The 22,645-nt window shown below is 73.9% G+C and carries 19 protein-coding genes, 1 tRNA gene and 1 riboswitch; of the genes, 10 read left to right on the top strand and 10 right to left on the bottom strand.

From position 1 onward, the window contains the following. The 3 genes from ACFV3E_RS06600 to ACFV3E_RS06610 form a co-directional block, all read left to right on the top strand. On the top strand, positions 1-1,036 hold a 1,036-nt coding region (locus ACFV3E_RS06600), incomplete at its 5' end, for an amino acid permease (protein WP_500533709.1). Between the two features lie 89 nt (positions 1,037-1,125). Continuing rightward, positions 1,126-1,198 (top strand) — tRNA-Lys (locus ACFV3E_RS06605). 462 nt (positions 1,199-1,660) lie between these two features. After that, positions 1,661-2,251, top strand: a complete 591-nt coding sequence (locus ACFV3E_RS06610; RefSeq protein WP_500533710.1) for an FxLYD domain-containing protein — start codon at positions 1,661-1,663, stop codon at positions 2,249-2,251. A 131-nt stretch (positions 2,252-2,382) separates the two neighbouring features. Here ACFV3E_RS06610 and ACFV3E_RS06615 read toward each other — a convergent pair whose 3' ends face one another. From ACFV3E_RS06615 to ACFV3E_RS06625, 3 genes are all read right to left on the bottom strand, one after another. Continuing rightward, positions 2,383-2,805, bottom strand: a complete 423-nt coding sequence (locus ACFV3E_RS06615; RefSeq protein ID WP_500533711.1) for a hypothetical protein — start codon at positions 2,803-2,805, stop codon at positions 2,383-2,385. 124 nt (positions 2,806-2,929) lie between these two features. Next, a complete protein-coding gene (locus tag ACFV3E_RS06620; protein WP_500533712.1) occupies positions 2,930-4,828 on the bottom strand; it encodes a SpoIIE family protein phosphatase in 1,899 nt (632 codons plus the stop codon). A gap of 19 nt (positions 4,829-4,847) precedes the next feature. Next, a complete protein-coding gene (locus ACFV3E_RS06625; protein WP_500533713.1) occupies positions 4,848-5,528 on the bottom strand; it encodes a class I SAM-dependent DNA methyltransferase in 681 nt (226 codons plus the stop codon). 307 nt (positions 5,529-5,835) lie between these two features. Here ACFV3E_RS06625 and ACFV3E_RS06630 point away from each other — a divergent pair, with 307 nt between their 5' ends. Continuing rightward, positions 5,836-7,773 (top strand): hypothetical protein, encoded by a 1,938-nt coding sequence (locus ACFV3E_RS06630; protein ID WP_500533714.1) that lies wholly within the window; start codon positions 5,836-5,838, stop codon positions 7,771-7,773. A 12-nt stretch (positions 7,774-7,785) separates the two neighbouring features. Here ACFV3E_RS06630 and ACFV3E_RS06635 read toward each other — a convergent pair whose 3' ends face one another. After that, entirely contained in the window at positions 7,786-8,913 is a 1,128-nt protein-coding gene (locus ACFV3E_RS06635; RefSeq protein WP_500533715.1) for an Ig-like domain-containing protein, read from the bottom strand. Positions 8,914-9,259: 346 nt separating this feature from the next. Between ACFV3E_RS06635 and ACFV3E_RS06640 the strand changes: the two genes are divergently transcribed. Further along, entirely contained in the window at positions 9,260-11,638 is a 2,379-nt protein-coding gene (locus ACFV3E_RS06640) for a DUF8508 domain-containing protein (RefSeq protein ID WP_500533917.1), read from the top strand. Positions 11,639-11,715: 77 nt separating this feature from the next. Here the strand turns inward: ACFV3E_RS06640 and ACFV3E_RS06645 are convergent, their stop codons facing one another. The 3 genes from ACFV3E_RS06645 to ACFV3E_RS06655 are packed head-to-tail and all read right to left on the bottom strand — an operon-like array spanning position 11,716 to position 13,510. Next, on the bottom strand, positions 11,716-12,600 hold the full coding sequence (locus ACFV3E_RS06645; protein ID WP_500533716.1) for a helix-turn-helix transcriptional regulator: 885 nt from the start codon (positions 12,598-12,600) through the stop codon (positions 11,716-11,718). 59 nt (positions 12,601-12,659) lie between these two features. Beyond that, a complete protein-coding gene (locus ACFV3E_RS06650; RefSeq protein ID WP_500533717.1) occupies positions 12,660-13,313 on the bottom strand; it encodes a hypothetical protein in 654 nt (217 codons plus the stop codon). A gap of 35 nt (positions 13,314-13,348) precedes the next feature. Beyond that, positions 13,349-13,510: a hypothetical protein gene (locus ACFV3E_RS06655; RefSeq protein ID WP_500533718.1), complete on the bottom strand. Its 162-nt coding sequence runs from the start codon at positions 13,508-13,510 to the stop codon at positions 13,349-13,351. Positions 13,511-13,700: 190 nt separating this feature from the next. On the opposite strand from ACFV3E_RS06655, the gene ACFV3E_RS06660 reads away from it, so the two are divergent. The 4 genes from ACFV3E_RS06660 to ACFV3E_RS06675 all read left to right on the top strand — a co-directional run bounded on the left by ACFV3E_RS06660 (position 13,701) and on the right by ACFV3E_RS06675 (position 19,670). Then, positions 13,701-14,069: an effector-associated constant component EACC1 gene (locus ACFV3E_RS06660; RefSeq protein WP_500533719.1), complete on the top strand. Its 369-nt coding sequence runs from the start codon at positions 13,701-13,703 to the stop codon at positions 14,067-14,069. A gap of 53 nt (positions 14,070-14,122) precedes the next feature. After that, positions 14,123-16,600, top strand: coding sequence for a caspase, EACC1-associated type (locus tag ACFV3E_RS06665; RefSeq protein WP_500533720.1), 2,478 nt, complete (start codon positions 14,123-14,125; stop codon positions 16,598-16,600). Further along, the gene (locus ACFV3E_RS06670) at positions 16,597-18,009 is read left to right on the top strand and encodes an extracellular solute-binding protein (protein WP_500533721.1); all 1,413 of its coding nucleotides are present in this window, start codon (positions 16,597-16,599) and stop codon (positions 18,007-18,009) included. The genes ACFV3E_RS06665 and ACFV3E_RS06670 overlap by 4 nt, the downstream gene beginning before the upstream one ends. Before the next feature lie 217 nt (positions 18,010-18,226). After that, a riboswitch (cyclic di-AMP (ydaO/yuaA leader) is annotated at positions 18,227-18,366 on the top strand. A gap of 338 nt (positions 18,367-18,704) precedes the next feature. Beyond that, positions 18,705-19,670, top strand: a complete 966-nt coding sequence (locus ACFV3E_RS06675; RefSeq protein WP_500533918.1) for a M23 family metallopeptidase — start codon at positions 18,705-18,707, stop codon at positions 19,668-19,670. 111 nt (positions 19,671-19,781) lie between these two features. Here the strand turns inward: ACFV3E_RS06675 and ACFV3E_RS06680 are convergent, their stop codons facing one another. Both ACFV3E_RS06680 and ACFV3E_RS06685 read right to left on the bottom strand, forming a co-directional pair. Then, the gene (locus ACFV3E_RS06680) at positions 19,782-20,063 is read right to left on the bottom strand and encodes a hypothetical protein (RefSeq protein ID WP_499512596.1); all 282 of its coding nucleotides are present in this window, start codon (positions 20,061-20,063) and stop codon (positions 19,782-19,784) included. 110 nt (positions 20,064-20,173) lie between these two features. Continuing rightward, entirely contained in the window at positions 20,174-20,938 is a 765-nt protein-coding gene (locus ACFV3E_RS06685; RefSeq protein ID WP_500533722.1) for a DUF6227 family protein, read from the bottom strand. A 161-nt stretch (positions 20,939-21,099) separates the two neighbouring features. Here ACFV3E_RS06685 and ACFV3E_RS06690 point away from each other — a divergent pair, with 161 nt between their 5' ends. Then, positions 21,100-21,969: a PfkB family carbohydrate kinase gene (locus tag ACFV3E_RS06690; RefSeq protein WP_500533723.1), complete on the top strand. Its 870-nt coding sequence runs from the start codon at positions 21,100-21,102 to the stop codon at positions 21,967-21,969. 25 nt (positions 21,970-21,994) lie between these two features. On the opposite strand, the gene ACFV3E_RS06695 is transcribed toward ACFV3E_RS06690, so the two are convergent. Beyond that, positions 21,995-22,270: a hypothetical protein gene (locus ACFV3E_RS06695; RefSeq protein WP_500533725.1), complete on the bottom strand. Its 276-nt coding sequence runs from the start codon at positions 22,268-22,270 to the stop codon at positions 21,995-21,997. Positions 22,271-22,645 lie beyond the last annotated feature (375 nt).

Consider the following 22,645-nt stretch of genomic DNA (forward strand, 5'->3'; position numbering starts at 1 on the left):
GCTCAACACCTTCGGCGTCCGCATCGTCGCGCTCCTCAACGACATCAGCGTGTGGTGGCACGTGCTCGGCGTCGGCCTGATCGTCGGCGCGCTCGCCTTCGTACCGGACCGGCACCAGTCGACGTCGTTCGTCTTCACCCACTTCGTCAACAACACCGGCTGGGGCAGCAGCTTCTACGTGGTCCTGCTCGGCCTGCTGATGGCGCAGTACACCTTCACCGGCTACGACGCCTCCGCCCACATGACCGAGGAGACCCACGACGCCGCCACCGCCGGGCCGCGGGGCATCGTCCGCTCCATATGGATCTCCTGGATCGCGGGCTTCGTGCTGCTGCTCGGCTTCACGTACGCGATCCGGTCCTACGACGACGTCCTCGGCACGCCGACCGGCGTCCCGCCGGCGCAGATCCTCATCGACGGCCTCGGCGACGTCGGCGGCAAGCTCCTGCTGCTCGTCGTCATCGGTGCCCAGCTCTTCTGCGGGATGGCCTCCGTCACCGCCAACAGCCGCATGATCTACGCCTTCTCGCGCGACGGGGCGCTGCCCTTCTCCGCGGTCTGGCACCGCATCAACCCGCGGACCAGGACGCCCACCAACGCCGTCTGGCTGGCCGCGCTCGGCGCGCTCGTCCTGGGCCTGCCGTACCTGATCAACCTGACCGCGTACGCCGCCGTGACCTCCATCGCCGTCATCGGCCTCTACATCGCGTACGTCATCCCGACCTTCCTGCGCCTGGGCAAGGGGGACGACTTCGAGCGCGGCCCCTGGCACCTCGGCCGCTGGTCCCGCCCGATCGGCGTCATCGCCGTGACGTGGGTCGTCTTCATCACCGTGCTCTTCATGCTGCCCCAGGTCAGCCCGGTCACGGTCGACACCTTCAACTACGCGCCGATCGCCGTGCTGGTCGTCCTCGGCTTCGCCGCGACGTGGTGGTTCGTCTCCGCCCGCCACTGGTTCCTCCGCGACCGGGGCCCCGCCTCCGCCGAGCTCCCCGACGCCGCCCCCGCCCCCGCCCCGGCCGACCCCTCCGGCTGACCTCCCCGCCCCCTCGCCGGCGGCGGCCGCGCCGCACGGGCCGAATGCGCTCGGAGCTACGGCCGCCGTCCGGCTATGCTGCGGGGTGCGGGCCGTTAGCTCAATTGGCAGAGCAGTGGACTTTTAATCCATTGGTTGTGGGTTCGAGTCCCACACGGCCTACCCGCAGGCGGTTGGTCTCGCCACCGCTGTCCTGCGTGAATGCGGCCCCACCGGTTCAGACCGGTGGGGCCGCAGCCCGTTTCCGGGCATGAAAAGCCGTCTGCCGGCCCGCTGCCGGCCCGAAGTGCGGACGATCACGGCATGACGAGGCCCCCACCGCTGGGGGTGCGGTGGGGCCCCGGCCGTCGGCCTCCCGTGGTGCTTGCCGTCGGAGGCCGGTGGTGGTCTCAGGCGGCGCCCGCGCGTCGGGCGCGGATGCGGGCCAGGAGCGCGGCGCCGTTGGCGTCGGGGCGCTCGCCGAGGTGGGCGTGGCCCGGGGTGGGCGTACAGGACGACGCTGGGCCCGGATGCGCCGCCGGCCTCGCCGACCGGTACGGCGTTGCCCTCGATGAGCCCGCTGCAGTGGGAGCAGAGTTCTTCTGACACGGTGTCCCCCACAGGTATCAAATCAGGGGGGACGCCATGTCTACGCCTCAGTACCCGCCGCCGCCGGGACCGCCCGCGGGGCCGCCGTATCCGCCGCCCGGGTGGCAGCAGCCCGGATGGGCCGGGCCGCCGCCGCAGCCGCGGAAGTCCAACACCGGGAAGATCATCGGGTTCGGGTGTCTCGGCGTCGTCGTCCTCGTCGTCCTCGTCGTCATCAGCGGCGTCGTCGGGGTCCTGGCCACCAGGGGCGGCAGCAGCGACCCGAAGCCCGGGGCGTCGAAGGAGTCCAACCGGGCCCCGGCCGCCCCGTCGGAGTCGAAGGACAGCGGCGACGACGAGGAGGAGGCCGGGGCGACGGGTGAAGTGAAGATCGACGCGTGCACCATCGATGACCTCATCAAGTGGCCGGCGGCCGAGCTGACCATCACCAACCGCAGCTCGAAGACGTCGGACTACGTGGTGCAGGTCGAATTCGTGGACTCCAGCGGCAAGCGCATCGCCGAGGGGCTCGCCGCCACGAAGAGCCTTGAACCGGGACAGCAGGCGACGGAGACGGCCCAGGGCCTGAACAAGGCCACGGGGAAGATCACGTGCCGGGTCACCGAGGTGACCCGCTACGCGTCCTGACCCTCCGCGGACGTGACGACATGACGGCACGGCGCGGCACGGGTTCGAGTCCCACACGGCCTACCGCGGGGCCCCCGTCCGGAGTGCATCCGGACGGGGGCCCGAGGCGTTCCGGGGGTCGGCCGGCGGGGTCAGCCGGCGCAGAACTTGAGGCGCTTCAGGGTGTCGTTGATGGCCTTGCCCTGGGCTTCGGTGAGCTCGTTGCCGTGGTAGGTGAAGCTCCGGGCGGCCTCCGCGTCCGCCTGGGGGTCGTTGCTGTTGATGGCGCCGCACAGGTTGCGGGCGGCGTCGATGGCCTTGTCGGGGTCCTTGGCGAAGTCGGGGTTGATGGCCTGCAGGGCGGCGATGAGCGCGGCCCGGTCGGCTCCCGTGGGGGAGGCCGGGATCCCCGCCGCGGGCAGGGACTTCTCGGGGTCGGCCTGGGAGACCGGGGACGCGGACGACACGGCGGTCTCGGGCGCCGTGGCGGCGGTGTCGGCGGAGGAGCTGCAGCCGCTGAGGGCCGTGCCCGCGACGGCGAGCAGCAGTGTGGTTGCGGCGATGTGTGTGCGCATGTCGGGATTATGGCCTTTCGCCCCACCTTAGGTGGTGGAGGCGGCCCGCGGCAGGGGTGTGACATGCGAGGCAAGTCGTCGCCCCCGGGGTGGTGGTGACGGACGGGCACGGCCCCGGCCGCCGCTACGCCGGGGTCGTGCCGCGGCGGCGGACCTCGTCGGGGATGGGGAGTTCGAACCAGACGACCTTGCCCGTGCCCAGGCGGCGGGCGCCCCAGTGGTCGGCGAGGCGGTCGACGACGTACAGGCCGCGGCCGTTCTCGTCCTCCGGTCCGGCCCGGTGTACCCGGGGGACCAGGGGCGAGTCGTCGCCGACCTCGCAGCGCAGCACGTCGGTGCGCAGGAGGCGCAGGGTGATGGGGCGGGAGGCGAAGCGGACGGCGTTGGTGACGACCTCGCTGACGAGCAGTTCGGTCGTCTCCAGCATGGGGTCGAGGCCCCAGCGGTGCAGGGCGCGGCGGGTGAGGCGGCGGGCGCGGCAGGCGGTCTCGGGCTGGGGGGTGAGGTACCAGTAGGCGACGCTGTGCGTGGGGAAGCCGTCGAAGCGGGCGGCGAGCAGCGCGATGTCGTCGTCCCGGGAGCCGCCGGGGCCGAGGTCGCCGAGTGCCTGGTCGCACAGGGCTTCCAGAGGCGGCGGGACGAGGTCGCGGCCGGGGGTCTGGATGCGGGCGAGGAGGTTCTCCACGCCGGTCCAGATGTCCTGGCCGCGGGACTCGACCAGGCCGTCGGTGTAGAGGAGCAGCGTGGCCCCGGTGGGCGCGGGCATCTCGACGGTCTCGAAGTCGATGCCGCCGACGCCGATCGGCGCGCCCGCGGGGACGGGCAGCACCTCGCCCTTGCCACCGGGGAGCAGGACGACCGGCGGCAGATGGCCGGCGTTGGCGATCAGCAGCCGGTGCGAGATGGGGTCGTAGACGGCGTACAGGCAGGTGGCGATGTGCTCGATGCCCAGCCGCTGGGCCTGTTCGTCGAGGTGGTGCAGGACCTCGTCCGGGGGCAGGTCGAGGCCGGCGAGGGCCTGCACGCTGGTGCGCAGCTGGCCCATGATCGCGGCTGAGGTCATCGAGTGGCCCATCACGTCGCCGACGACGAGCGCGACGCGGCTGCCGGGCAGCGGGATGGCGTCGTACCAGTCGCCGCCCACCCGCGCGGTCTCGGAGGCGGGCAGGTAGCGGCTGGCCAGCCGGACCCCGGTGGGCTCGGGGAGGGAGGCCGGGAGCATGGTGCGCTGCAGCGCGTCGGCGACGGACGCCTCGTGGCCGTACATCAGCGCCTTGTGGGCGCCGAGCGCGGTGTGGGTCGCCAGTTGCGAGGCGACCAGCAGGTCGTCGGCGGTGAAGGGGGCGCGCTCGGGCCGGCGCAGCAGGGTGAGGGTGCCCATGAGGCGGTTGCGGCCGTGCAGCGGGGCGATGATCAGGCGGCGGCCGGGTGGCAGCGTGCCGGGCGGGCCGACCACCGGGCCGAGCAGCTCCCTGACGGCGGTGGCGATCCCGGGGGCGTCGCCGAAGACCGGGCGGCCCTCCCGCAGCAGCCGGGTGAGCCGGCCGGTGGTGCTGAGCCGGACGCACTCCGACACCCCCTGCGCTCCGGGGCGGTTGACGCACCGCAGCGCGATCTGCGGCGGCTCCGGCGCGGCGGCCTCCGCGTCCGGTGACGGCAGCCCCGGAGGCGGCCGCTCCGGGGTGCGCCGCCGCGTGGGGTGCAGGTGCAGGACGACGGGACCCGCGGTGTCCGGGCCCTGCGTCCCCTCCCCGGTCAGCAGCGGGTCGTGCAGATGGACGAAGATCGCGTCGGCGAAGGCGGGGACGGCCGCCGTGTCCAGTTCGCGCAGCGTCTCGTCCAGGTCCATGCCGGCGGCGATGCGCCGGGTCGCGGCGTCGAGGTAGCGGAGCCGGTCGGTCTGCGGCTGCCCGGGCGCGCGGGGCGCGTCGGCGTCCCGGGGCCATGGCGTGCGCCGCTCGGGGGGTTCCGCTCCGCCCCCGGTCGGGCCGGGGTCTTCGCCTGGGGTGCGGTGCCGCGCCACGTCCTGGTCCCGTCCCGCCTCAGCCGATTCGCCGGCAACAGAGGAACACCTGTTCCTCCGGCGGTACGTCGCTGAAGGCCGGGGCGTAGGTGTACGAGAACTCCTTGACGATCTCGAAGCCGCCCGACTCGATGACGTGCAGCAACTCCTCCCGGAGGTAGCCGGAGACGCGGATGGTGCAGCCCAGGAACGGGATGGCGAAGTCGTCCACGTCGGCCTCCACCATCGACAGGGCGAACAGCCCGCCCGGGACGAGCAGATGGTGGATCGTGCGGAGGGCGTGCGGGATCTCGGCGCGCGGCAGCATCAGCAGGGAGAAGAAGGCCGCGACGGCGTCGAAGCGGCCCAGCGGGGCCGGGCCGCCGGGGCGCAGGTCGGCGATGTCCAGCTGGTGGAAGGTGGCGTGCGGGACGTACGTCCGGGCCAGTTCGAGCATGCCCTCGGACAGGTCGATGCCCACGACGTCGAACGCCGCGTCGCTCAGCTGCCGGGCGGTGGGGAGTCCGGTGCCGCAGCCGAGGTCCAGCACGCGGGACCCGGGCGGCAGGGTGTCCACGAGCCACAGGCCGGCGGAGAACTGCCCCTCCTTGTGCGGGAAGGCCTCGTCGTAGCGGTCCCCGATGGCGTCGAACGCCTCGGCCTGGCCGCTCCGGTCAGGCCGGCCGCTCTCGTAACCGCCCCACACGGTCTTGTCGATCACGAAAAATCCCTTTCGTGCCCACTTTGAATTATCCCATGGAGTCCTTTTGTCGCCTCTTGATGGAATCTGACCCTCTGGCCACGGGGGTCGCAGGAGCCACGGAGCGCCACCGGGGTCACAAGGGGCGTCCGGTCCCTCTCTCTCCGTGCACGGGAGGTGCTGCCGCGCCGTCCGTTACGGACGGGGCGCGTGCGCCGGGGTGGACCACGCCCGTATCGTGGGGCCACCGCGAGCACGCCGGCCCGGGGCCGCTCCGCCGCGCGCACGCCGCAGACGCCCACCGCACTTGCCAGGAACCGGACCTCATATGACCGCACCCTCCTTGCACAGCACCGCCGACATCGCCTCCCTCCCCGCGGAGGCGCGCGACGACCTGCGCGCCTACGCGGAGCTCGGCGGCTTCACGCTGACGACCGACACCCACGCCTGGTACGCGGCCGTGGACACCGTCGCCGGCCCCGAGGAGGCCCGCGCCGCCTCCACCGTCCTCGCGGAGCTGCGCGGCCGTGACCTGCCCGCGCTGCGCGCCGCCGCAGACCGCCTGGAGGAGACCGAGGCGCTGGGCATCGACGCCCCCCGCACGGTGGCCGAGGGCGGCCGGGCCGTGTCGCTGCTGCTGCGGGTGCGCCTGACGCTGCGCACGCTCAGCGCCGACGTGTACGACGTGGCCGAGGCCGAACTGGACGACCTGGTCGCCGCCACCGCGAGCGGCGCCTGGCGCCGGGACCGCGGAGTGAAGGTCACCTGGCTGCGCCGCCGCTCGCTGCGGGGACGTGTCCGAGGGCTGGCCACCGGGCGGCCGCGGCGCGACGCCGCCCACACCGCCCTGGCCTCCGCGGCCTCCGAGCGCACCGACTGGGCCGCCCTCGGCGGCGCCGGCCGCCCGGCCGTCCCCACGGACGCGGACTTCCTCGACGACGCCTCCCGCGCCGCCGAGGCCGCCGTCACCGGGCTCACCGAACTGGGCCGCCTCCTGCGCCCCGAGGCCGCGCTGGACACCCTGCCCTTCGAGGAGCTCGCGGAGCTCCTCGACCGCCTCGCCGCGGACGAGGGCACGCTGTACCGGCTGCCCAACCTCAAGGCCACCCGCGACCGCCTGGAGGAGCAGGGCCTCGGCGCGGTGCTCGCGGAGCTGACGGAACGTCGGGCGGACACGGCCGAGGTCGTCGCGCTGCTGGGCGAGGCGGAGACCCCCGTCGTCCCCGAACCGCGCACCACGTCGGAAGCGGCGGAGGGGACTCCTGCGGAGGAGGAGGCGGCGGAGGCCATTGCCGAGGCTGCCGTGGTCGAGGCGCCGGTGACGGAAGAGGCGTCGGCGGAAGAGATGCCTGCGTCTGCCGAGCCCGAGCCGGTCGTCGAGGCGGAGGCACCCGCTGCCGAGCCTGAGGAAGAGTCGCCTGCTCCCGCTGAGGCGGAGGCGGTTGACGAGGCTGCGCCCGTCGAGGTGGAGGCGGAGCCGGTCGCCGCGGAGGCTCCTGCCGCGGAGCCCGAGCCCGAGGCGGTTGCGGAGGCCGCGCCCGTCGAGGCCGAGGCCGAGGCCGTCGTGGAGCCGGAGACGGCGCCTGCCGAGCCCGAGTTGGTGGCGGAGGAAGCGCCTGCCACCGAGGCCGTAGCCGTTGCGGAGCCGGCAACGGAGGAGGCGCCTGCCGTCGAGCTCGAGCCCGAGCTTGAGCCCAAGGCCGAAGCCGTCGCGGAGCCCGTGGCGGAGGAGGCACCTGCTCCCGCCGCGGCGGAGCCTGTCGCCGAGGCGCCGGTGGCCGAAGAGGCCCCCGCAGTCGAAGCCGAGCCCGAGCCGGTTGCGGAGGCCGCGCCCGTCGAAGCCGAGCCCGAGGCCGTCGTGGAGCCGGAGGCGGCGTTTGCCGAGCCCGAGCCCGAGCCGGTGAGCGGGGAGGCCCCTGCCACCGAGGCCGAAGCCGTCACGGAGCCCGTGACGGAGGAAGCACCTGCTTCCGCCGAGCCGGAGCCGGTGGCCGAAGAGGTCCCCGCGGTCGAGCCCGAGGAGGAGCCCGCCGCGGCGAACCCGGTGGGGCGGCGGCCGCGGAAGCCGTCGATCACGCCGGGGAAGGCCGTGACGGCGTACTCGGCGGAGGAACTGACCGCGCTGGTGAGGTGGATCGACGGCGACGGCGAGAAGCGGTCGGACGACGAACTGTTGCGTGCCGCGATGAAGGAGCTGGGCTTCGCCCGGCTGGGGCCGCGCATCAAGGAGGCCCTCGGCGCCGCCGTGGCCGAGGCGCGCGGCTGATGGGGCCGCGCGTCATCCGGCGCGCGGCAGGGGTTTGGCGACGACCCGCACCAGGACGGTGCGGGTCGTCGCGTTGTGGCAGGCGTCGGTGATGGTGGCGGTGAACGCGTCGGTGCCGGAGAAGTCCCCGTGCGGGGTGTAGGTGAAGAGGCCGTTGCCCTGTTGGACGACGATGCCCCGCACGGGCTCGCTGTGGGCGGTGACGGCCGTACCGCTGCCGCTGACGCCCTTGAGGACGTCGCCGGTGGCGTGGCCGTGCGGGCCGGAGGTGACGCGCAGCAGGCCCGGTACGAGGACGGGGCGGGGGACGACCCAGACGCGGTGGGCGGCGTGGTCGGAGACGTACAGCCGCCCGTCCGGGGCGAGGGCGGTGCCCCAGCGGGTGCGCGGGGAGGGGTAGAAGAGGGAACCGTCCTCCGTGACCGCCAGCCCGTGGACGTCGCCCGTGGAGACCCGGGTGGTGCCCGGTACGGGGGTGACGCGGCCGTCGCGGTCGATGCGCCGGACGCGGCCGTCGACGACGGCGTAGACGGTGCCGGCCCGGTCGGCGGTGAGGGCGTAGACGGTGGCGCCGGGGAAGGAGCGGACCGGGGCCTTGCCGCCGGGTGGGAGCCGCCGCAGTCCACCGGCCGCACCGCCCGAGACGTACACGGAGCGGTCGCCGCCGACGGCGACGGCGTCGTGCCGTCCGGCCTCGGTGAGCAGCGTGGTCGTGCCGCGGCCGTCGGCGCCCACGGAGACGGCCTTGCCCTCGCCGGAGACGTAGACCGTGCCGTCCGGGCCGACGGCCAGGCCGTACGGGGCGAAGTCGGTGGTCGCGAAGGTCGTGATGACGGGTGCCGCGCCCGCCGCGCCCGGGGTGACGCGGCGGACGGCGCGGTTGGCGGAGTCGGCGATGTAGAGGCGGCCCGCGGTGTCGGTGGCGAGCCCGGCCGGGTCGTGCAGGGTGGCCGCGGTGGCGGCGGCGCCGTCCCCGCCGCGGCCGGGCGCGCCGGTGCCTGCGTAGGCGACCGGGGCGCAGCCCGCGGCGGGGGCCGGGGCGGCGGTGCCGGGGGTGAGCAGCACGGTGACGGCCGCGAGCAGGGCGGCGGCGAGGGCGGGCCGGTGGTGGCGGCCGGGCCGTCCGAGGGGTGGGCGCACGTCGGGCTCCGCGGGATGAGGTGGGGCGACCGGTACTGACGGGACGTCATCAATGTGGCAATCCCCGCCGGTCCCGGCGCGCCGGGTGACCCATCGGGGGGTCGCCCGAACGGTGGCGCGTCCGCGCCAGGGCGCCCGCCGGTGGGTGCGGTGTCGCGGTTACGCCACGGCGGACTCGCAGATTTAACCTCTTCGCCCTTGTCATGTCTGTTTCTACGCGCGTAACTTGAGCCGGTCCGCCGTGCGCTGCCCGTTGTTGACGGGCTGTTGGACCCCGATAGGAGAAACCCTCGTGCCGATCGCCAGACCGAGCCGACACCGCAGCCGCGCCGCGGCGCTCGCGCTCATATCGACCGGAATCGCCGCGTCCGTCGTGCTGACCGGGCTGCCCGCCGCCCACGCGACCCCCTCCAGCGGGGCGGTCGTCGCCGAGGTGTACGGCGGCGGCGGCAACTCCGGCGCGACGCTGACCAACGACTTCGTGGAGCTCGCGAACGCCGGTTCGGCCGCGTACGACCTGGCCGGCTACAGCGTGCAGTACCTGCCCGGTACGCCGTCCGCCTCCTCCAAGTGGCAGGCGACCGCGCTGACCGGGTCGATCGCCCCCGGCGGCCGCTACCTCGTGTCGGAGTCCGCCGGCACCGGCGGCACGACGCCGCTGCCGGCCGCCGACGCCAGTGGCTCCATCGCCATGAGCGCCACCTCGGGCACCATCGCCCTGGTCAACGGCACCACCCCGCTGACCTGCATCACCGCCGCCGACTGCACCGCCGACCCGCGCGTGGTCGACCTCGTCGGCTTCGGCACCGCGGTCGTGCGCGAGGGCAGCGGCCCCGCGGCCGGCGCGAGCAACACCGCCGCCGTCGCCCGCGGCGCGTCCCTGGCCGACACCGACGACAACGCCGCCGACCTCACCGCCGGCGCGCCGACCCCGGTCAACGCCGCCGGGCAGACCCCGGGCGGCGGCACTCCGGACCCGACGCCCACCCCCGAGCCGACCGAGCCCGGCACCACCCGGATCCACGACATCCAGGGCACCACCCGGGTCTCTCCGCTCAAGGGCCAGACCGTCACCCGGGTCCCCGGCATCGTCACCGGCGTGCGCACCACCGGCTCCAAGGGCTACTGGATCCAGGACCCCGAGGCCGACACCGACGCCCGCACCAGCGAGGCCGTGTTCGTCTACACCGGCTCCGTCACGCCCACCGTCGCCGTCGGCGACAAGGTGCTGGTGACCGGCAAGGTCTCCGAGTACTACCCGGGCACCGGCAGCCAGTCGGTCACCGAGGTCACCGGCCCGACCGCCACCGTGCTCTCGGCCGGCAACGCCCTGCCCGCGCCCGTCACGCTGGACGCGTCCACCGTCCCGGCGGCGTACGCGCCCGACGCCGGCGGCGGCAGCATCGAGGGCCTGCCGCTCGACCCGGCCGGGTACGCGCTGGACTTCTACGAGGCCCACGAGGGCGAGCTGGCGCGGTTCTCCGACGCCCGCGTCGTCGGCGGCACCACCCAGTACCACGAGGTCTGGGTGACCGTGAAGCCGGCCGAGAACCCCACCCGCCGCGGCGGCACGGTGTACGGCTCGTACGCCCAGCCCAACACCGGCCGCATCAAGGTCATGTCGATCGGCGCGGGCACCGACGTCCCGACCGCCGACGTCGGCGACGAGCTGGCCGGCACCACCACCGGGGCGATCGACTACGACGGCTTCGGCGGCTACAACCTCCAGGCCACGCAGCTGGGCACGCTGGTCGACAACGGCCTCAAGCGCGAGGTGACCCGCAAGCAGAAGGGCGGCGAGCTCGCGGTCGCCACGTACAACGTGGAGAACCTCGACCCCACCGACCCCGCGGACAAGTTCGCGCGGCTCGCCGACGGCGTCGTCACCAGCCTCTCCTCGCCCGACATCGTGGCGCTGGAGGAGATCCAGGACAACAACGGCGCCACCGACGACGGCACCGTCGCCGCCGACCAGACCGTGCAGAAGTTCATCGACGCCATCGTCGCGGCCGGCGGCCCCCGCTACAGCTGGCGCTCCGTCGACCCCACGAACGACACCGACGGCGGTGAGCCCGGCGGCAACATCCGCCAGGTCTTCCTCTTCAACCCGCACCGCGTGCAGTTCACCGACCGCGCCGGCGGCGACGCCACTACCGCGGTCAAGGCGGTCAAGACCCGCAAGGGCGCAGAGCTGTCGGTCTCCCCGGGCCGGATCAACCCGGGCAGCGAGGCGTGGAACGCCAGCCGCAAGCCGCTGGTCGGCGAGTTCCGCTTCCACGGGAAGCCGGTCTTCGTCATCGCCAACCACTTCAACTCCAAGGGTGGCGACCAGCCGCTGCACAGCGTCAACCAGCAGCCGGTGCGCAGCTCCGAGACCCAGCGGAAGCTGCAGGCCACCGAGGTCAACACCTTCGTGAAGTCGCTGCTCGCGGCCGACCGGGACGCCAACGTCGTGGTCCTCGGCGACCTCAACGACTACGAGTTCTCCGGCACGGTGTCCACCCTCACCTCGGGCGGCGTGCTGAAGGACCTGCTGACCACGCTGCCCAAGTCCGAGCGCTACACCTACGTCTACGAGGGCAACTCGCAGTCGCTGGACCACATCCTGCTCAGCCCGGCGCTGCGTGACTTCGACTACGACGTGGTGCACATCAACGCGGAGTTCGCCGACCAGGCGAGCGACCACGACCCGCAGATCGTCCGCATCAAGCCGGACGGCTGCTGACGCACCCATGCTGAGGGCGGTACCGGCGCGACGCCGGTGCCGCCCTCACGGCGTCACGGCGTCACGGCGCCACCGCGTCACCGGGGGTCGGGCTCCGGGTCGGGGAACCCGCTGGCGGGCGTGTCGGCGCCGGTCCACGCGGCCAGCAGCTGCAGGGCCGCCTCGGAGGTGGAGCCGGGCTCGGCCGTGTGGATGCACACGAGCTGGTCGCTGTCGCCGGGGAAGAGCACGTGCTCGTACGACAGGGTGAGGTCGCCGACGACGGGGTGGTGGTAGAGCTTCACCCCGTGCAACCTCTGCCGCACGTTGTGGTCGGCCCACCAGGCGCGGAACTCGGCGCTCTTGATGGTCAGCTCGCCGACCAGCTCGGTCAGCCCCGGGTCGTCGGGGTGGCGCGCCGCGTCCAGGCGGAGGGCTGCGACCGCCTCGGCGGCGTGCTTGTCCCACTCCCGGTACAGGTCGCGGGCGGCGTCGTCGAGGAACATGAAGCGGGCGAGGTTGCGGTCGCGGTGCGGCAGCGCGTCGAAGTCGGTGATCAGCGTGCGGGCCAGCCGGTTCGCGGCCAGCACGTCCGTGCGGCGGCCGATGACGAACACGGGGGTGCGGTCGCCCAGCAGGTCCAGCACGCGGTGGACCTCGGGGCGCACCCGTTGCGGCCGCTGCGGCCTGCGGCGGGGCGGGGTGCGGTGCCGCGCCAGCTCGAAGAGGTACGCGCGCTCGGCCGCGTCCAGTCGCAGGGCGCGGGCGACGGCGTCCAGCACCGCCTCCGAGACATTCAGGTGCCTGCCCTGCTCCAAACGGGTGTAGTAATCGGTGCTCACCCCGGCCAGCCGCGCCAGCTCCTCCCGCCGCAACCCCGGCACACGGCGCGGCGCACCGCTGACGGTGATGCCGGCGTCCTGCGGGCTCAGCCGGTTCCTGCGGGCCCGCAGGAAGTCCCTGAGCTCGGCGTTGTGCTCCATGTGTTCCAGTATGGGCGGCCGATCATGAGGCGGCCCGGTGCGGCCGGACCCGCCGGCGGCTACCCGGACGGAGGGCTCTCCTCCAGGCGGTCCAGCCGTTCCAGCCGCTCCTGGAAGCGGTCCAGCATCTCCCTGAGCCGTTCCGCCTCCACCAGCAGCTCCTCGTGCAGCGGTTCCTCGTGCGGCGGTTCCTCGGCGGCGCCCGGTCCGGGCGGTTCGCCGGTCACGTTCACCCAGGGCCCGGCCAGCCGCGCGAACTCCGCCGGCCGCAGCACCCGAAGCCCCGCCGCGCAGCGCCGGCAGGACGCCGTCAGCGCACGCCAGCCCGGCAGCCCGGTGCCGTCGCGCACGAACACCCGGGCGGCCCGCCCGCACCGGCAGGCGCCCATGCGCACGGTGCGCACCCGCTGCCGGGCGTAGCGCGTCCCGCGCTCGTACCGGGTGTACGCGCCCAGCACGCTCACCTGGAGCACCACCGCGTCCCGGCAGTCCGTCGCGCAGGTCAGGGCCTGTGCCTCGGCGGCCGTGTGCAGGCAGTAGAACCCGCAGTCGCAACCCCGGGCCGGGCTGCGGTGCCGCCGCCCGTAGCCGCACACGGCGTCGTCGAGGGCGCCGTACACGATCCGTCCGCCCAGCGACACGCCCCGGAAGCCCACGCGGGCGCCGTCGTGCGCCAGCATCGGGAAGGCCAGCTTGTACCCCGTGGGGGGCACCGCCGGCCGTTCCTCGGGCAACCGGCGGGCGAACCTCACCGTGCCGCGGCCTCGGCGGGCTCCGCCCCGGGGGCCGGGGCGGCGTCCGGGGCCCGGCCGGCGGGGGCCTTCTCCTCGTCCACGAGCCGCTCCCGGCCCGTGAGCTCCTCGTCCGTCTCCTCCGCGTAGCCGTTCGCCAGTGCCCTGCCCAGCTTCATTGCGGCCTCCAAGATCGGGCGAATCCCCCGTACGGGGGGTACTCGGGCATCATGGCGCACCGGGCCGCCGCCGGGGTAGGGCGCCTCGGAGCCCGGCCCGCGCCGATTTCCTGTCCGTTACACACAACTCCCCGCACGACCGGTGTGAATGACGGTGCGTCAGCGTAGGCTGGGAAGGAGGGGAGGCGTCATGGACACGTACGTGACCATCGAGCTGGAGGGCGGCAAGGACCCGGCCGCGGACCTGCGCAGACTGGAGGTCTGGCTGCGGGCCGAGGAGGAACTGGCGCCGCTGGTCGTCCGCAGGGAGCGGCCCGCCGACGAGAGCATGGGCGTCGCCTACGACCTGCTCCTCATGATCCTCCAGGAGACGCTGCAGGCCACCGCCCTCACGCTGCTCCGCGCCCTGCGCAACCACCTGCGCAACCAGCCCGGCGACTCGCTCAGCGTCACCGTCCGCGCCGGGGACGTGGAGTGCGTCCTGACCGGCCGGGACGCCCTGACCCGCGGCGAACTGGAGGCGATGGCGGCACGCATCCGCCAGACGCTGGAGAACTAGATCCGGGGAGAACCCGATCCGGAGGAAGACGGCCCTGGGGAGGTCCGGCGGGCATGCCGTACGAACCGTTCGCGTCCCGGTCGCGGGCGGTCCTGATCGGGGTGTCCCAGTACGAGCACGCCCATGACTTCTCCAACATCCCCTCCGCCAGGGCCAACGTGGCGCGGCTGCGGGCCGCGCTCGTCTCCGGCGCGCACGGACGGTTCATCCCGCGGACCGTGGAGACCCTCGCCGAGCCGCGCACCCGCGACCGCGCGCTGCGGCTGATCGGCACCGCCGCCGCCCAGGCCCAGGACCTGCTGCTGGTCCACTTCACCGGGCACGGCTACGTGGACCTCGGCACCGGGGAGCCCGAGCTGTACCTGATGACCCGGGAGTCCACCAAGGACGGCGCCCGCCTCGACGGCATCCCGTACCGGGACCTGCTGAGGCTGCTCGCCTCCTCGCGGGCCGAGCGTGTCGTCCTCGTCCTGGACTGCTGCTGCTCCGGCAACGCCGGCCTGGTGCCGCTGCCCGAGCGGCCGTTCTCCCTGATCACCTCGTCGGCCGTCGGCTCCCGCATCCACAAGGGCGACGGCATCGACCCGACGCCCTTCACCGGCGCCCTGGTCCGGGTGCTGACCGAGGGCACCGACCCGTACGACCCGGTCACCGTGCAGCGCCTCGGGGTACGGCTCCACGAACTGGCCGGGGAGTACGCCGCCACGCTCGACGAGCGGGTGGACTACGACCCCTGGTTCCCGACCGAGCGCTCCAGCAACAGCGCCGGCGACACCGTCCTGTCCCAGGCCCGGCTCACCCCGCGCCCCGCCCGCGGGACCCGCTGGCTGACGCCCTTGCGCAGGCTCGCCCAGTACGCCGGCTTCACCTGGACCTGGACGGCGGGACCCCACCAGCCGCTCTGGCACCGGGCCGTGGGCGCCGGCACCGCCCTGGCCCTGCTCGCGGGCGCCGTCACCGGCTGGACGTGGGCGCACCGCCCGGCACCGCTGTGCCCCGCCCCGCTCGAACTGCGGGTGCTCACCTCGCCGGAGACGCGCGCCGCGCTCACCTCCGTGCTCGACGCCTTCCAGGACAGCGACGCCGCCGGCACCACCGCCTCCCTCGGCGGCCGGCCCGAGGGCTGCGGCCAGATCAACACCACCGTGTACGCGGCCCCCACCGACCGCACCCTCGCCGCCTTCCGCGCCTCCGCCGCCTGGGCCGAACCGGAACGCGCCTGCGAGGACGGCGGGGACTGCGCGCTGCCGCTGCGGGACGTCGGGCCGCACCCGGACGTGTGGATACCGGCGGCCGGCACCTCCCCCACCCAGGTGCTGGCCGAGACGCGGCGTCCGGAGAGCGTCGTCGCCCTCGGCCGGCCGGTCACCCTCGCGCGCTCCCCGGCCGTCCTCGCCGCGACCACCTCGCTGGAGGGCGTCGGGCGCACCGGCGGCACCGCGCAGCAACTCGTCGACGCCGCCCACGCGCAGGACGTGGTCGTCCGCAGCGCCGAACCGCATTCCTCGGACGCCGCCCTGGACCAGCTGCTGCACCTGACGCCGGGCACCCGGGTCACCACCGACGCCGTGCCCCCTGCGGACGACCGGGCCCTGGCCTGTTCCGCCCGCACCTGGCTGGTCGAACGGCGCGGGACCCAGCAGGCCCTCGTCATCGCCGAGTCCACCCTCGCCGGCCTCGTCACCCCGGCCCTGGAGTCCCGTCCCCCGTGCCTGGGCACCCAGTCCGACCCCTACACCGCCTACTACCCCGCCGACGTGCCACCCCTGGACCTCACCCTCGTACCGGTGACCTGGGAGACCGGCCGGTCCGACCGCGCCGTACGTGCCGAGGCGGTGCACCGGCTCGCCGTCTGGCTGCGCTCCGGTCCGGGACAACGGGCGCTGGCCGCACAGGGCTTCCGCACGGGCGTCACCGGGACGGCCGCGGCCGGCGACACCCCGCTGGACAGCGCGATCTTCGTCGCCGACCCGCCGACGGGCGGCGCACCGCCCACCAGGAGGGCCATCGAGGCCGCCCTGCGGGACCACGGCCAGGCCGCCGGCACCCGGCGCGACGTCCTCTTCGCCGTCGACGTCTCCAGCTCCTCCTACTCCGGGGCGAACGTCTCCGTCGTGCGCTCCGTCCTGGCCCGCGCGTCCGGCTACCGGTACGGCATCGCCGCGGTGCCCGGCCGCACCCTGCTGGCGCCGGGGCCGAACGACGCGGCCGCGCGGGACGCCGCGATCCGCGCGCTGGCACCGGTCGAGCGGGACGCGCCCGTGGCCGCCGCCCTGCGCCGGTGGTCCCGCGCGCTGGCCGATTCCCCAGGCGCCCTGATCGTCCTCATCACCGACGACGAGGACAGTGCCCGCGTGGAGCCGCCGGACGTGGACGTCCCCGTACTGGTGGTCTCCCTGGAGAGCTACGGCTGCTCGCTGCGCTTCAACAAGGCGGTGACGGAGGGCGGCGGCGCCTGCCTGGCGGCCACGCAGGACCTTCCGGACCGGGTCGCGGAGACGATCACCCGCCTCACCTCGGGAGGGTCATGACAGCCCCGGGCCTCAGGAGCACGAGCGGCATCCTCCCGCCCCCGCCCCCGCGCCCCGTCCGCCGACAGCGACGGCGCCGCGCCCTGGGCGTCCTGCTCCTGCTGGCCGCCGCGGCCTGCAGCGGCCCCGCCGCGGCGCCGGGCCCGGCACCCGACCGCTCCCGGCCGCTGATCGTCGCGAGCGACGCCGACCTGACCGCCGGCGGCCGGCCCGGCGTCCGCCGCACCCTGATCGACGCGTGGAACCGGCGCAACCCGGACCGGCCCGCCCGGCTCGTCGAGCTCCCCTCCGCCTCCGACGAGCAGCGCAGCGAGCTGATCGGCGCCTTCCAGTCCGGCACCGCCGCGTACGACGTGGTCAACCTCGACATCAGCTGGCTCCCCGAGTTCGCCGACAGCGGGCTGCTGCGCCCGCTCGACCCCGCCCTCGTCGACGGGGACTTCCTGCCCCAGGCCGCGGCCGCGGGCCGCTGGAAGGGCCGCACGTACGCGGTGCCCTTCAACACCGACGTCGGCCTGCTCTACTACCGCACCGACGACCTCGCCAAGGCCGGGCGCCGCCCCGCCGACCTGCGCGGCTACGCCAAGATCGGCGACCTGCTCGCCGACGTACGCCCGCTCGGCCACGCCGCCTACACCACCCAGCTGCGCGCGTACGAGGGGCTGACCGTCAACACCCTGGAGGCCTTCTGGACCGCGGGCGTCACACTCGTCGACGGCGACGGCCGCTACATCGGCACCGAGGACGGGCTGCGCGAGGGCCTGGACGAGCTCGGCCGGCTGGGCGCCGCCAACAACCTCAACCCGGAGTCCCTGGAGGCCGACGAGTCGGTCACCCTCGCCCAGTTCACCGAGGGGCAGAGCGTGCTGATGCGCAACTGGCCGTACGCCTACAACCGGCTGGACGCCACCCTCGCCCCCGGCGTCCGTTTCGGCGTGGCCCGGCTCCCCGGCGTCGCCGCCCTCGGCGGCCAGAGCCTGGGCGTGGCGGCGACCAGCGACCGCCCGGACGACGCCGCGGACCTGATCCGCTTCCTGACCGGGCGCGGCGCCCAACATGCCCTGCTCGGGGCGGGTTTCGCCCCCGCGCGGCGGTCTGCATACGGAGCCGGGGATGTCAACTGTGACGATCCTCACGACCCTCGTGCGTGGTTCTACGACCGTCCCGCGGGGCGCGGCTCGGAGCCCTCGCCCTCGCCGTCCGCCGCGACCCCCGGTTACACGACCCTGCTGTGGTGCGCGCTGCAGGCCGCCAGGGCCCGTCCGGCGACCGCGCACTACGTCACGTTCACCCGGGTCCTGCAGCGTGAAGTGCACGGAATGCTCGCGGCGCACCGCAGTGCCGACGCCTCGGCGGAGCGTCTCGACGCCCGTCTGGGGCGCGCGCTCGGCGGCCGGGGTCCGGGGTGACCATCACTCCTCGTGAGCGCGGCACTCCCTTCCGCATAACGACTGATGCACGCTCACATTTCCCGTAGGTCACGGCAGTCACGTCCCAATGTCCACGTATGTCCTGTCCATCCCCATAGATTCCCGTCATGAACTCGCTTGAGTGGCTTGGAATTGGCGGGCGCCTCTATTAACGTTCGATAACGCAGCGCGGTCATCCCGCCGCCGACAGGGCGGCGCCGTGCGCTTGCCGAATCCCGTCCGCGGGAACCGGGGAACCACTTCCTGGGGTGAATCGGGGGCCCTCCGCGGTCCTCGTAGGAGACCTTCCTGCTCCGAACCCGTCAGCTAACCCGGTAGGCGAGAAGGAAGGAAAGGAGCGCGCCCGAGTGGCGTCGAACGAGCCTGCCCTGATACCCGGACAACAACAGGGGTCCGCCACCGCGTACTCCGAGTGGGACACCGCCGAGTGGAACATCGCCGCCGGCTGGAATCCCCCGGCCGCCGAGCAGGCACCGCCGACGAAGAACGCGATCGACGGCTGGGACACCGGCCAGTGGAACATGGCCGCCGGCTGGTTCGAGGCGGCGGCCGCCGAGGCGACGACCTCCCAGGACACCACGTCCGCGGGGTACGAGGCCGCGGGGTACGAGACTGCTGGGTACGAGGCGCCTGAGGTCGCTGAACCCGCCCCCACCCACCCGCTCCCCGAGCACATCGAGGCCTTCGACGCCTTCGACGGCACCGGGGACTTCGAGGACCCCGACACCTTCGAGAGCGCGCCCTACGAGGGCCCGCAGGCCGAGCCGTGGAACCCCACCGAGGAGTCCGCCGGCCCCCGTCGCGCCCGGCACCGCGTCGCCAAGCAGCGCTCCATGGGCCGTGGTTCGGCGGTCTTCGGGGTCGCGGCCGTGGCCGTACTGGGTGTCGGAGGGGTGGCCACCGCCGAGGGCAAGAACCCGCTCCCCGTCTCCCTGCCCGAGGTGTCCCACCTGCCGGGCATCGGAGCCCTCGTCGACGACGACAGCGCCCCCGAGGCCAAGCAGGTCGCCGAGGCCCTCAGCCCCGACGCGGGTGAAGCGCTGCGCAACCGCATCCTCGACCAGGCCCAGCAGCAGCGGAACGCCGCCGACCGGTCCGCCAGGAACGCCGCACAGCAGGAGGCGGTGGCCAAGGCCGCCAAGTCCGCGGCGGCGGAGCGGGTCCGCGCCGAGGCCGCCGCAAAGAAGAAGGCCGTGGCGGAGGCCGCGAAGAAGCTCGAGGCCGCCCGCCTGGCCGAGCTCGCCAAGAGCTTCGTCAAGCCGGTCACCTCGTACACGCTGACCGCCGGCTTCGGCGAGTCCAGCTCGCTGTGGGCCAACACCCACACCGGCCAGGACTTCGCCGCCCCGACCGGCACCCCGGTCAAGGCCATCCACAGCGGCACCATCACCGAGGCCGGCTGGGCCGGTTCGTACGGCTACCGCATCATCCTGACCCTCGACGACGGCACCGAGCTCTGGTACTGCCACCTCTCCTCGATGATCGTCACCTCCGGCAAGGTCAACACCGGTGACACCATCGGCCGAGTCGGCGCCACGGGCAACGTCACCGGCCCGCACCTGCACCTCGAGGTGCGCCCCGGTGGCGGCGACCCGATCGGCCCGATGGGCTGGCTGCGCAGCAAGGGCCTGTCCGTCTGAGCGACCGGCCCCACGGACTCCGGCGGTCCTGGTGACACCCCCCGTCACCCAGGGCCGCCGGTCCGTTTCGCGGGACGCCTACGGGACGCCCGCGGACGCTTACGGGGACGCTTACGGGACGACGAAGTTGTAGAGCTCGGCGATCCTCGGCGGTCCGCTCGGTTCGGGGAAACCGGACTCCTTGGCGGCGGGCAACATGATCTCCATGAAGGCCTCGAGCGCCTGCGCGGACTGCCAGACGTTCACCAGCCGCAGACCCTCGTTGGTGATCACGGCGGCATGCGAGAGCAGCCCCGCGGGAGGATGCTCGGGCCCGAACCCCGCGCGGTGGTTCGCCTCCTCGTACTGCAGGGCCGTCACACCGGGGAACTCGACCTCCGCCAGGACCGGCATGGGGACCTCCCGCTTCCCACCGACACGCCTACGCCCCAATTTCCTCCGGCTGCACCCCGGCCGCAATCCGGCCGCAATCCGGCCGGGGTCCGGCGACGAGGCCGACGAGGCTAGAGAGCCTCCAGCCGGACGTCCGCCGAGTCGCACGCCGCCGTCTCGTCGGAGTACACCTCGCACACCGGACGTCCGTCGGGGGTCATCGTGTGCTCGACCTCCCAGAGACTGATCTCCTCGCCGGTCTCCAGCAGGAAGGCGTGCTCGTACAGCGTCCAGCCGGCGACCCGGCCCGTGCCGATCCGCGTGTGCCGCCCGGTGACGTACGCAATGTCGTGGCCCACCGCCGAACCCAGCCGGCTGCGCAGCTCCTCGCCCGGTACGTCCGTGTTCTCGGCCCGCCGGAGCACCCGCCACGCGTGCTCCGCGGAGTGGTCCGCCGTGTACTGCCGGGGCCCCGGCGTCAGGTCCATCGCCATCTGCGGCAGCCGTGCCAGCCAGTCCGCCGCCTCCGCCTCCAGTTCCTCCGGAGAGGGCTCGCCGAAGCGGGCGTCGATCACGTGCTGGGCGGCGGCCAGCTCATCCGGGTCGGAGTACACCTCGTACAGCGGTTCGTCGTCGCCCGGGCCGGTGTTGTGCTCGATCTCCCACAGCAGCTGCGTACTGCCGTCGGCCAGCAGGAACGTGTGCCGCAACGTCCTGCGGCTCAGCCTGCGCGGCGGGCCCTTGCGCTGGCGGAAGGACGCCAGCTCCGTGCAGCCCATCAGCGCGGTGGCCAGCCGTCCCAGCACGCGGTCGTCGACGTCGAAGGCGTTCTGCGCCCTGGCCAGCACCACCTCGACGTCCGCCGGACCCGCCCCACCTGGTCGCGCGTTCCCCATGCGGTCCTCCTGCTCACGGCATTCCCCGCGCACCATTGCGAGCACTCAGCGTAGTGGCATCGACGCTCTGCGCGTCGGGTCTCCCGGAAAAATGGTGCACCCCCACCCGTAGGAGGCGCGTAAGACGCGAAACGCACGCTCCCTGCTGCCACTATGCGCCCATGCGCGCACTCTTCGTAGGCCTCTGCACCCTCGATGTCATCACCCTCGTCGACCACGTCCCGGCCCCGAACGAGAAACTCACCGCCCGCACCCAGACCGTCGCCGCCGGCGGCCCCGCGACCGGCGCCGCCGCCACCTTCGCCCACCTCGGCGGCGAGGCCGTCCTGCTCACCGCCTTCGGCGGCCACGCCCTCGCCGGCGCCATCGACGCCGACCTCGCGGCCCTCGGCGTCGACGTCATCAACCTCACCGCGGACTCCCCCGCACCCCCCGCGGTCTCGACCATCCTGGTCACCGCCGCCACCGGCGACCGCGCCGTCGCCTCCACCAACGTGGCCTCAGGGACATCCGTGTCCCCGCCCGGAGACCTCTCCGTCCTCGTCGGCGACGCCGACGTCGTACTCGTCGACGCCCACCACCCCGCCCTCGCCGTCCCCGCCGCCCGCCTCGCCCGCGCCGCCGGGGTCCCCACCCTCCTGGACGCGGGCAGCTGGCGCCCCGCCACGCCCACCCTGCTCCCCTACGTCGACGTCGCCGTCTGCTCCGCCGACTTCCACCCCCCGGGCACCTCCACCCCGGCCGAGGTCCTCGCCTTCCTCCACGACGCCGGCGTCCGCTGGACCGCCGTCACCCAGGGCCCGTCCCCCATCCTCCGGCCCGAGGGGCAGATCCCCGTCCCCGCCGTCACCCCCGTCGTCGACACCCTCGGCGCCGGCGACGTCCTCCACGGCGCCCTCGCCCACCACCTCGCCGCCCACGTCACGCCCCGCCTCACCCCACCCGCCTTCGACACCGCCCTCGCCTTCGCGGCGGACATCGCCTCCCGCTCCTGCGGCTCATTCGGCACGCGTGCGTGGATGCGGGCGTGAGCCCGTCCGTCCCCGGGACCGGCGTTCAGGACCGCCCGCGGCTCCGCCCCGCGAACAGCGTGAACAACACCACGCTCACCCCGAGCACGGCCCATCCCACGGCGGTCTCCGACAACGAGGTCTGCGTCCGCTTCGGCAGTAGCGACAGGCACCCGAGCACGACGAACATCGCCCCCAGGTAACTGAGCCCCGCCGTCAGCACCCACCGCACCATCCGGCCCGACCGCACGTTCGGCGACTGTTTGCCCATGGGGATCCCGCCCTGTTCCTCGACGATGTCGCGACACCGGGGGCCGGTCACGCCCGGCCCCTCCGCAGTGCTTCAACGCTCGCCTACGGTCCCCGACACGGGCGCACGAAGTCGCGAATTCACGGGTGTTGCTCACGGGACTGGTGTGAATGGGCTATCGACAGCCGGTTGGATGCTGCCGCGTCATCGCTCGCGTCGACTCCGAAGGGCCAGGGCCCCCGCCGCGAAGATGACGACAGCGGTGGCCAACACCGTCCAGAAGAAACCCGATTCCTGGAGGGATCGCAGGGCGTCTTGAGGAAGTAGGGCGAAGATGAGCAGGACCAACCCAGTTGCGAGTGCGTAGCTCACTCCCGCGCCCAGGAGAACGCGCAACGCGCGGGAAGCCAGCGAGGGGTGCATTCGAGAGGGCATGGTCGCTCCGGC

Source organism: Streptomyces sp. NPDC059718 (assembly GCF_042733315.1).
Classification (GTDB): domain Bacteria; phylum Actinomycetota; class Actinomycetes; order Streptomycetales; family Streptomycetaceae; genus Actinacidiphila.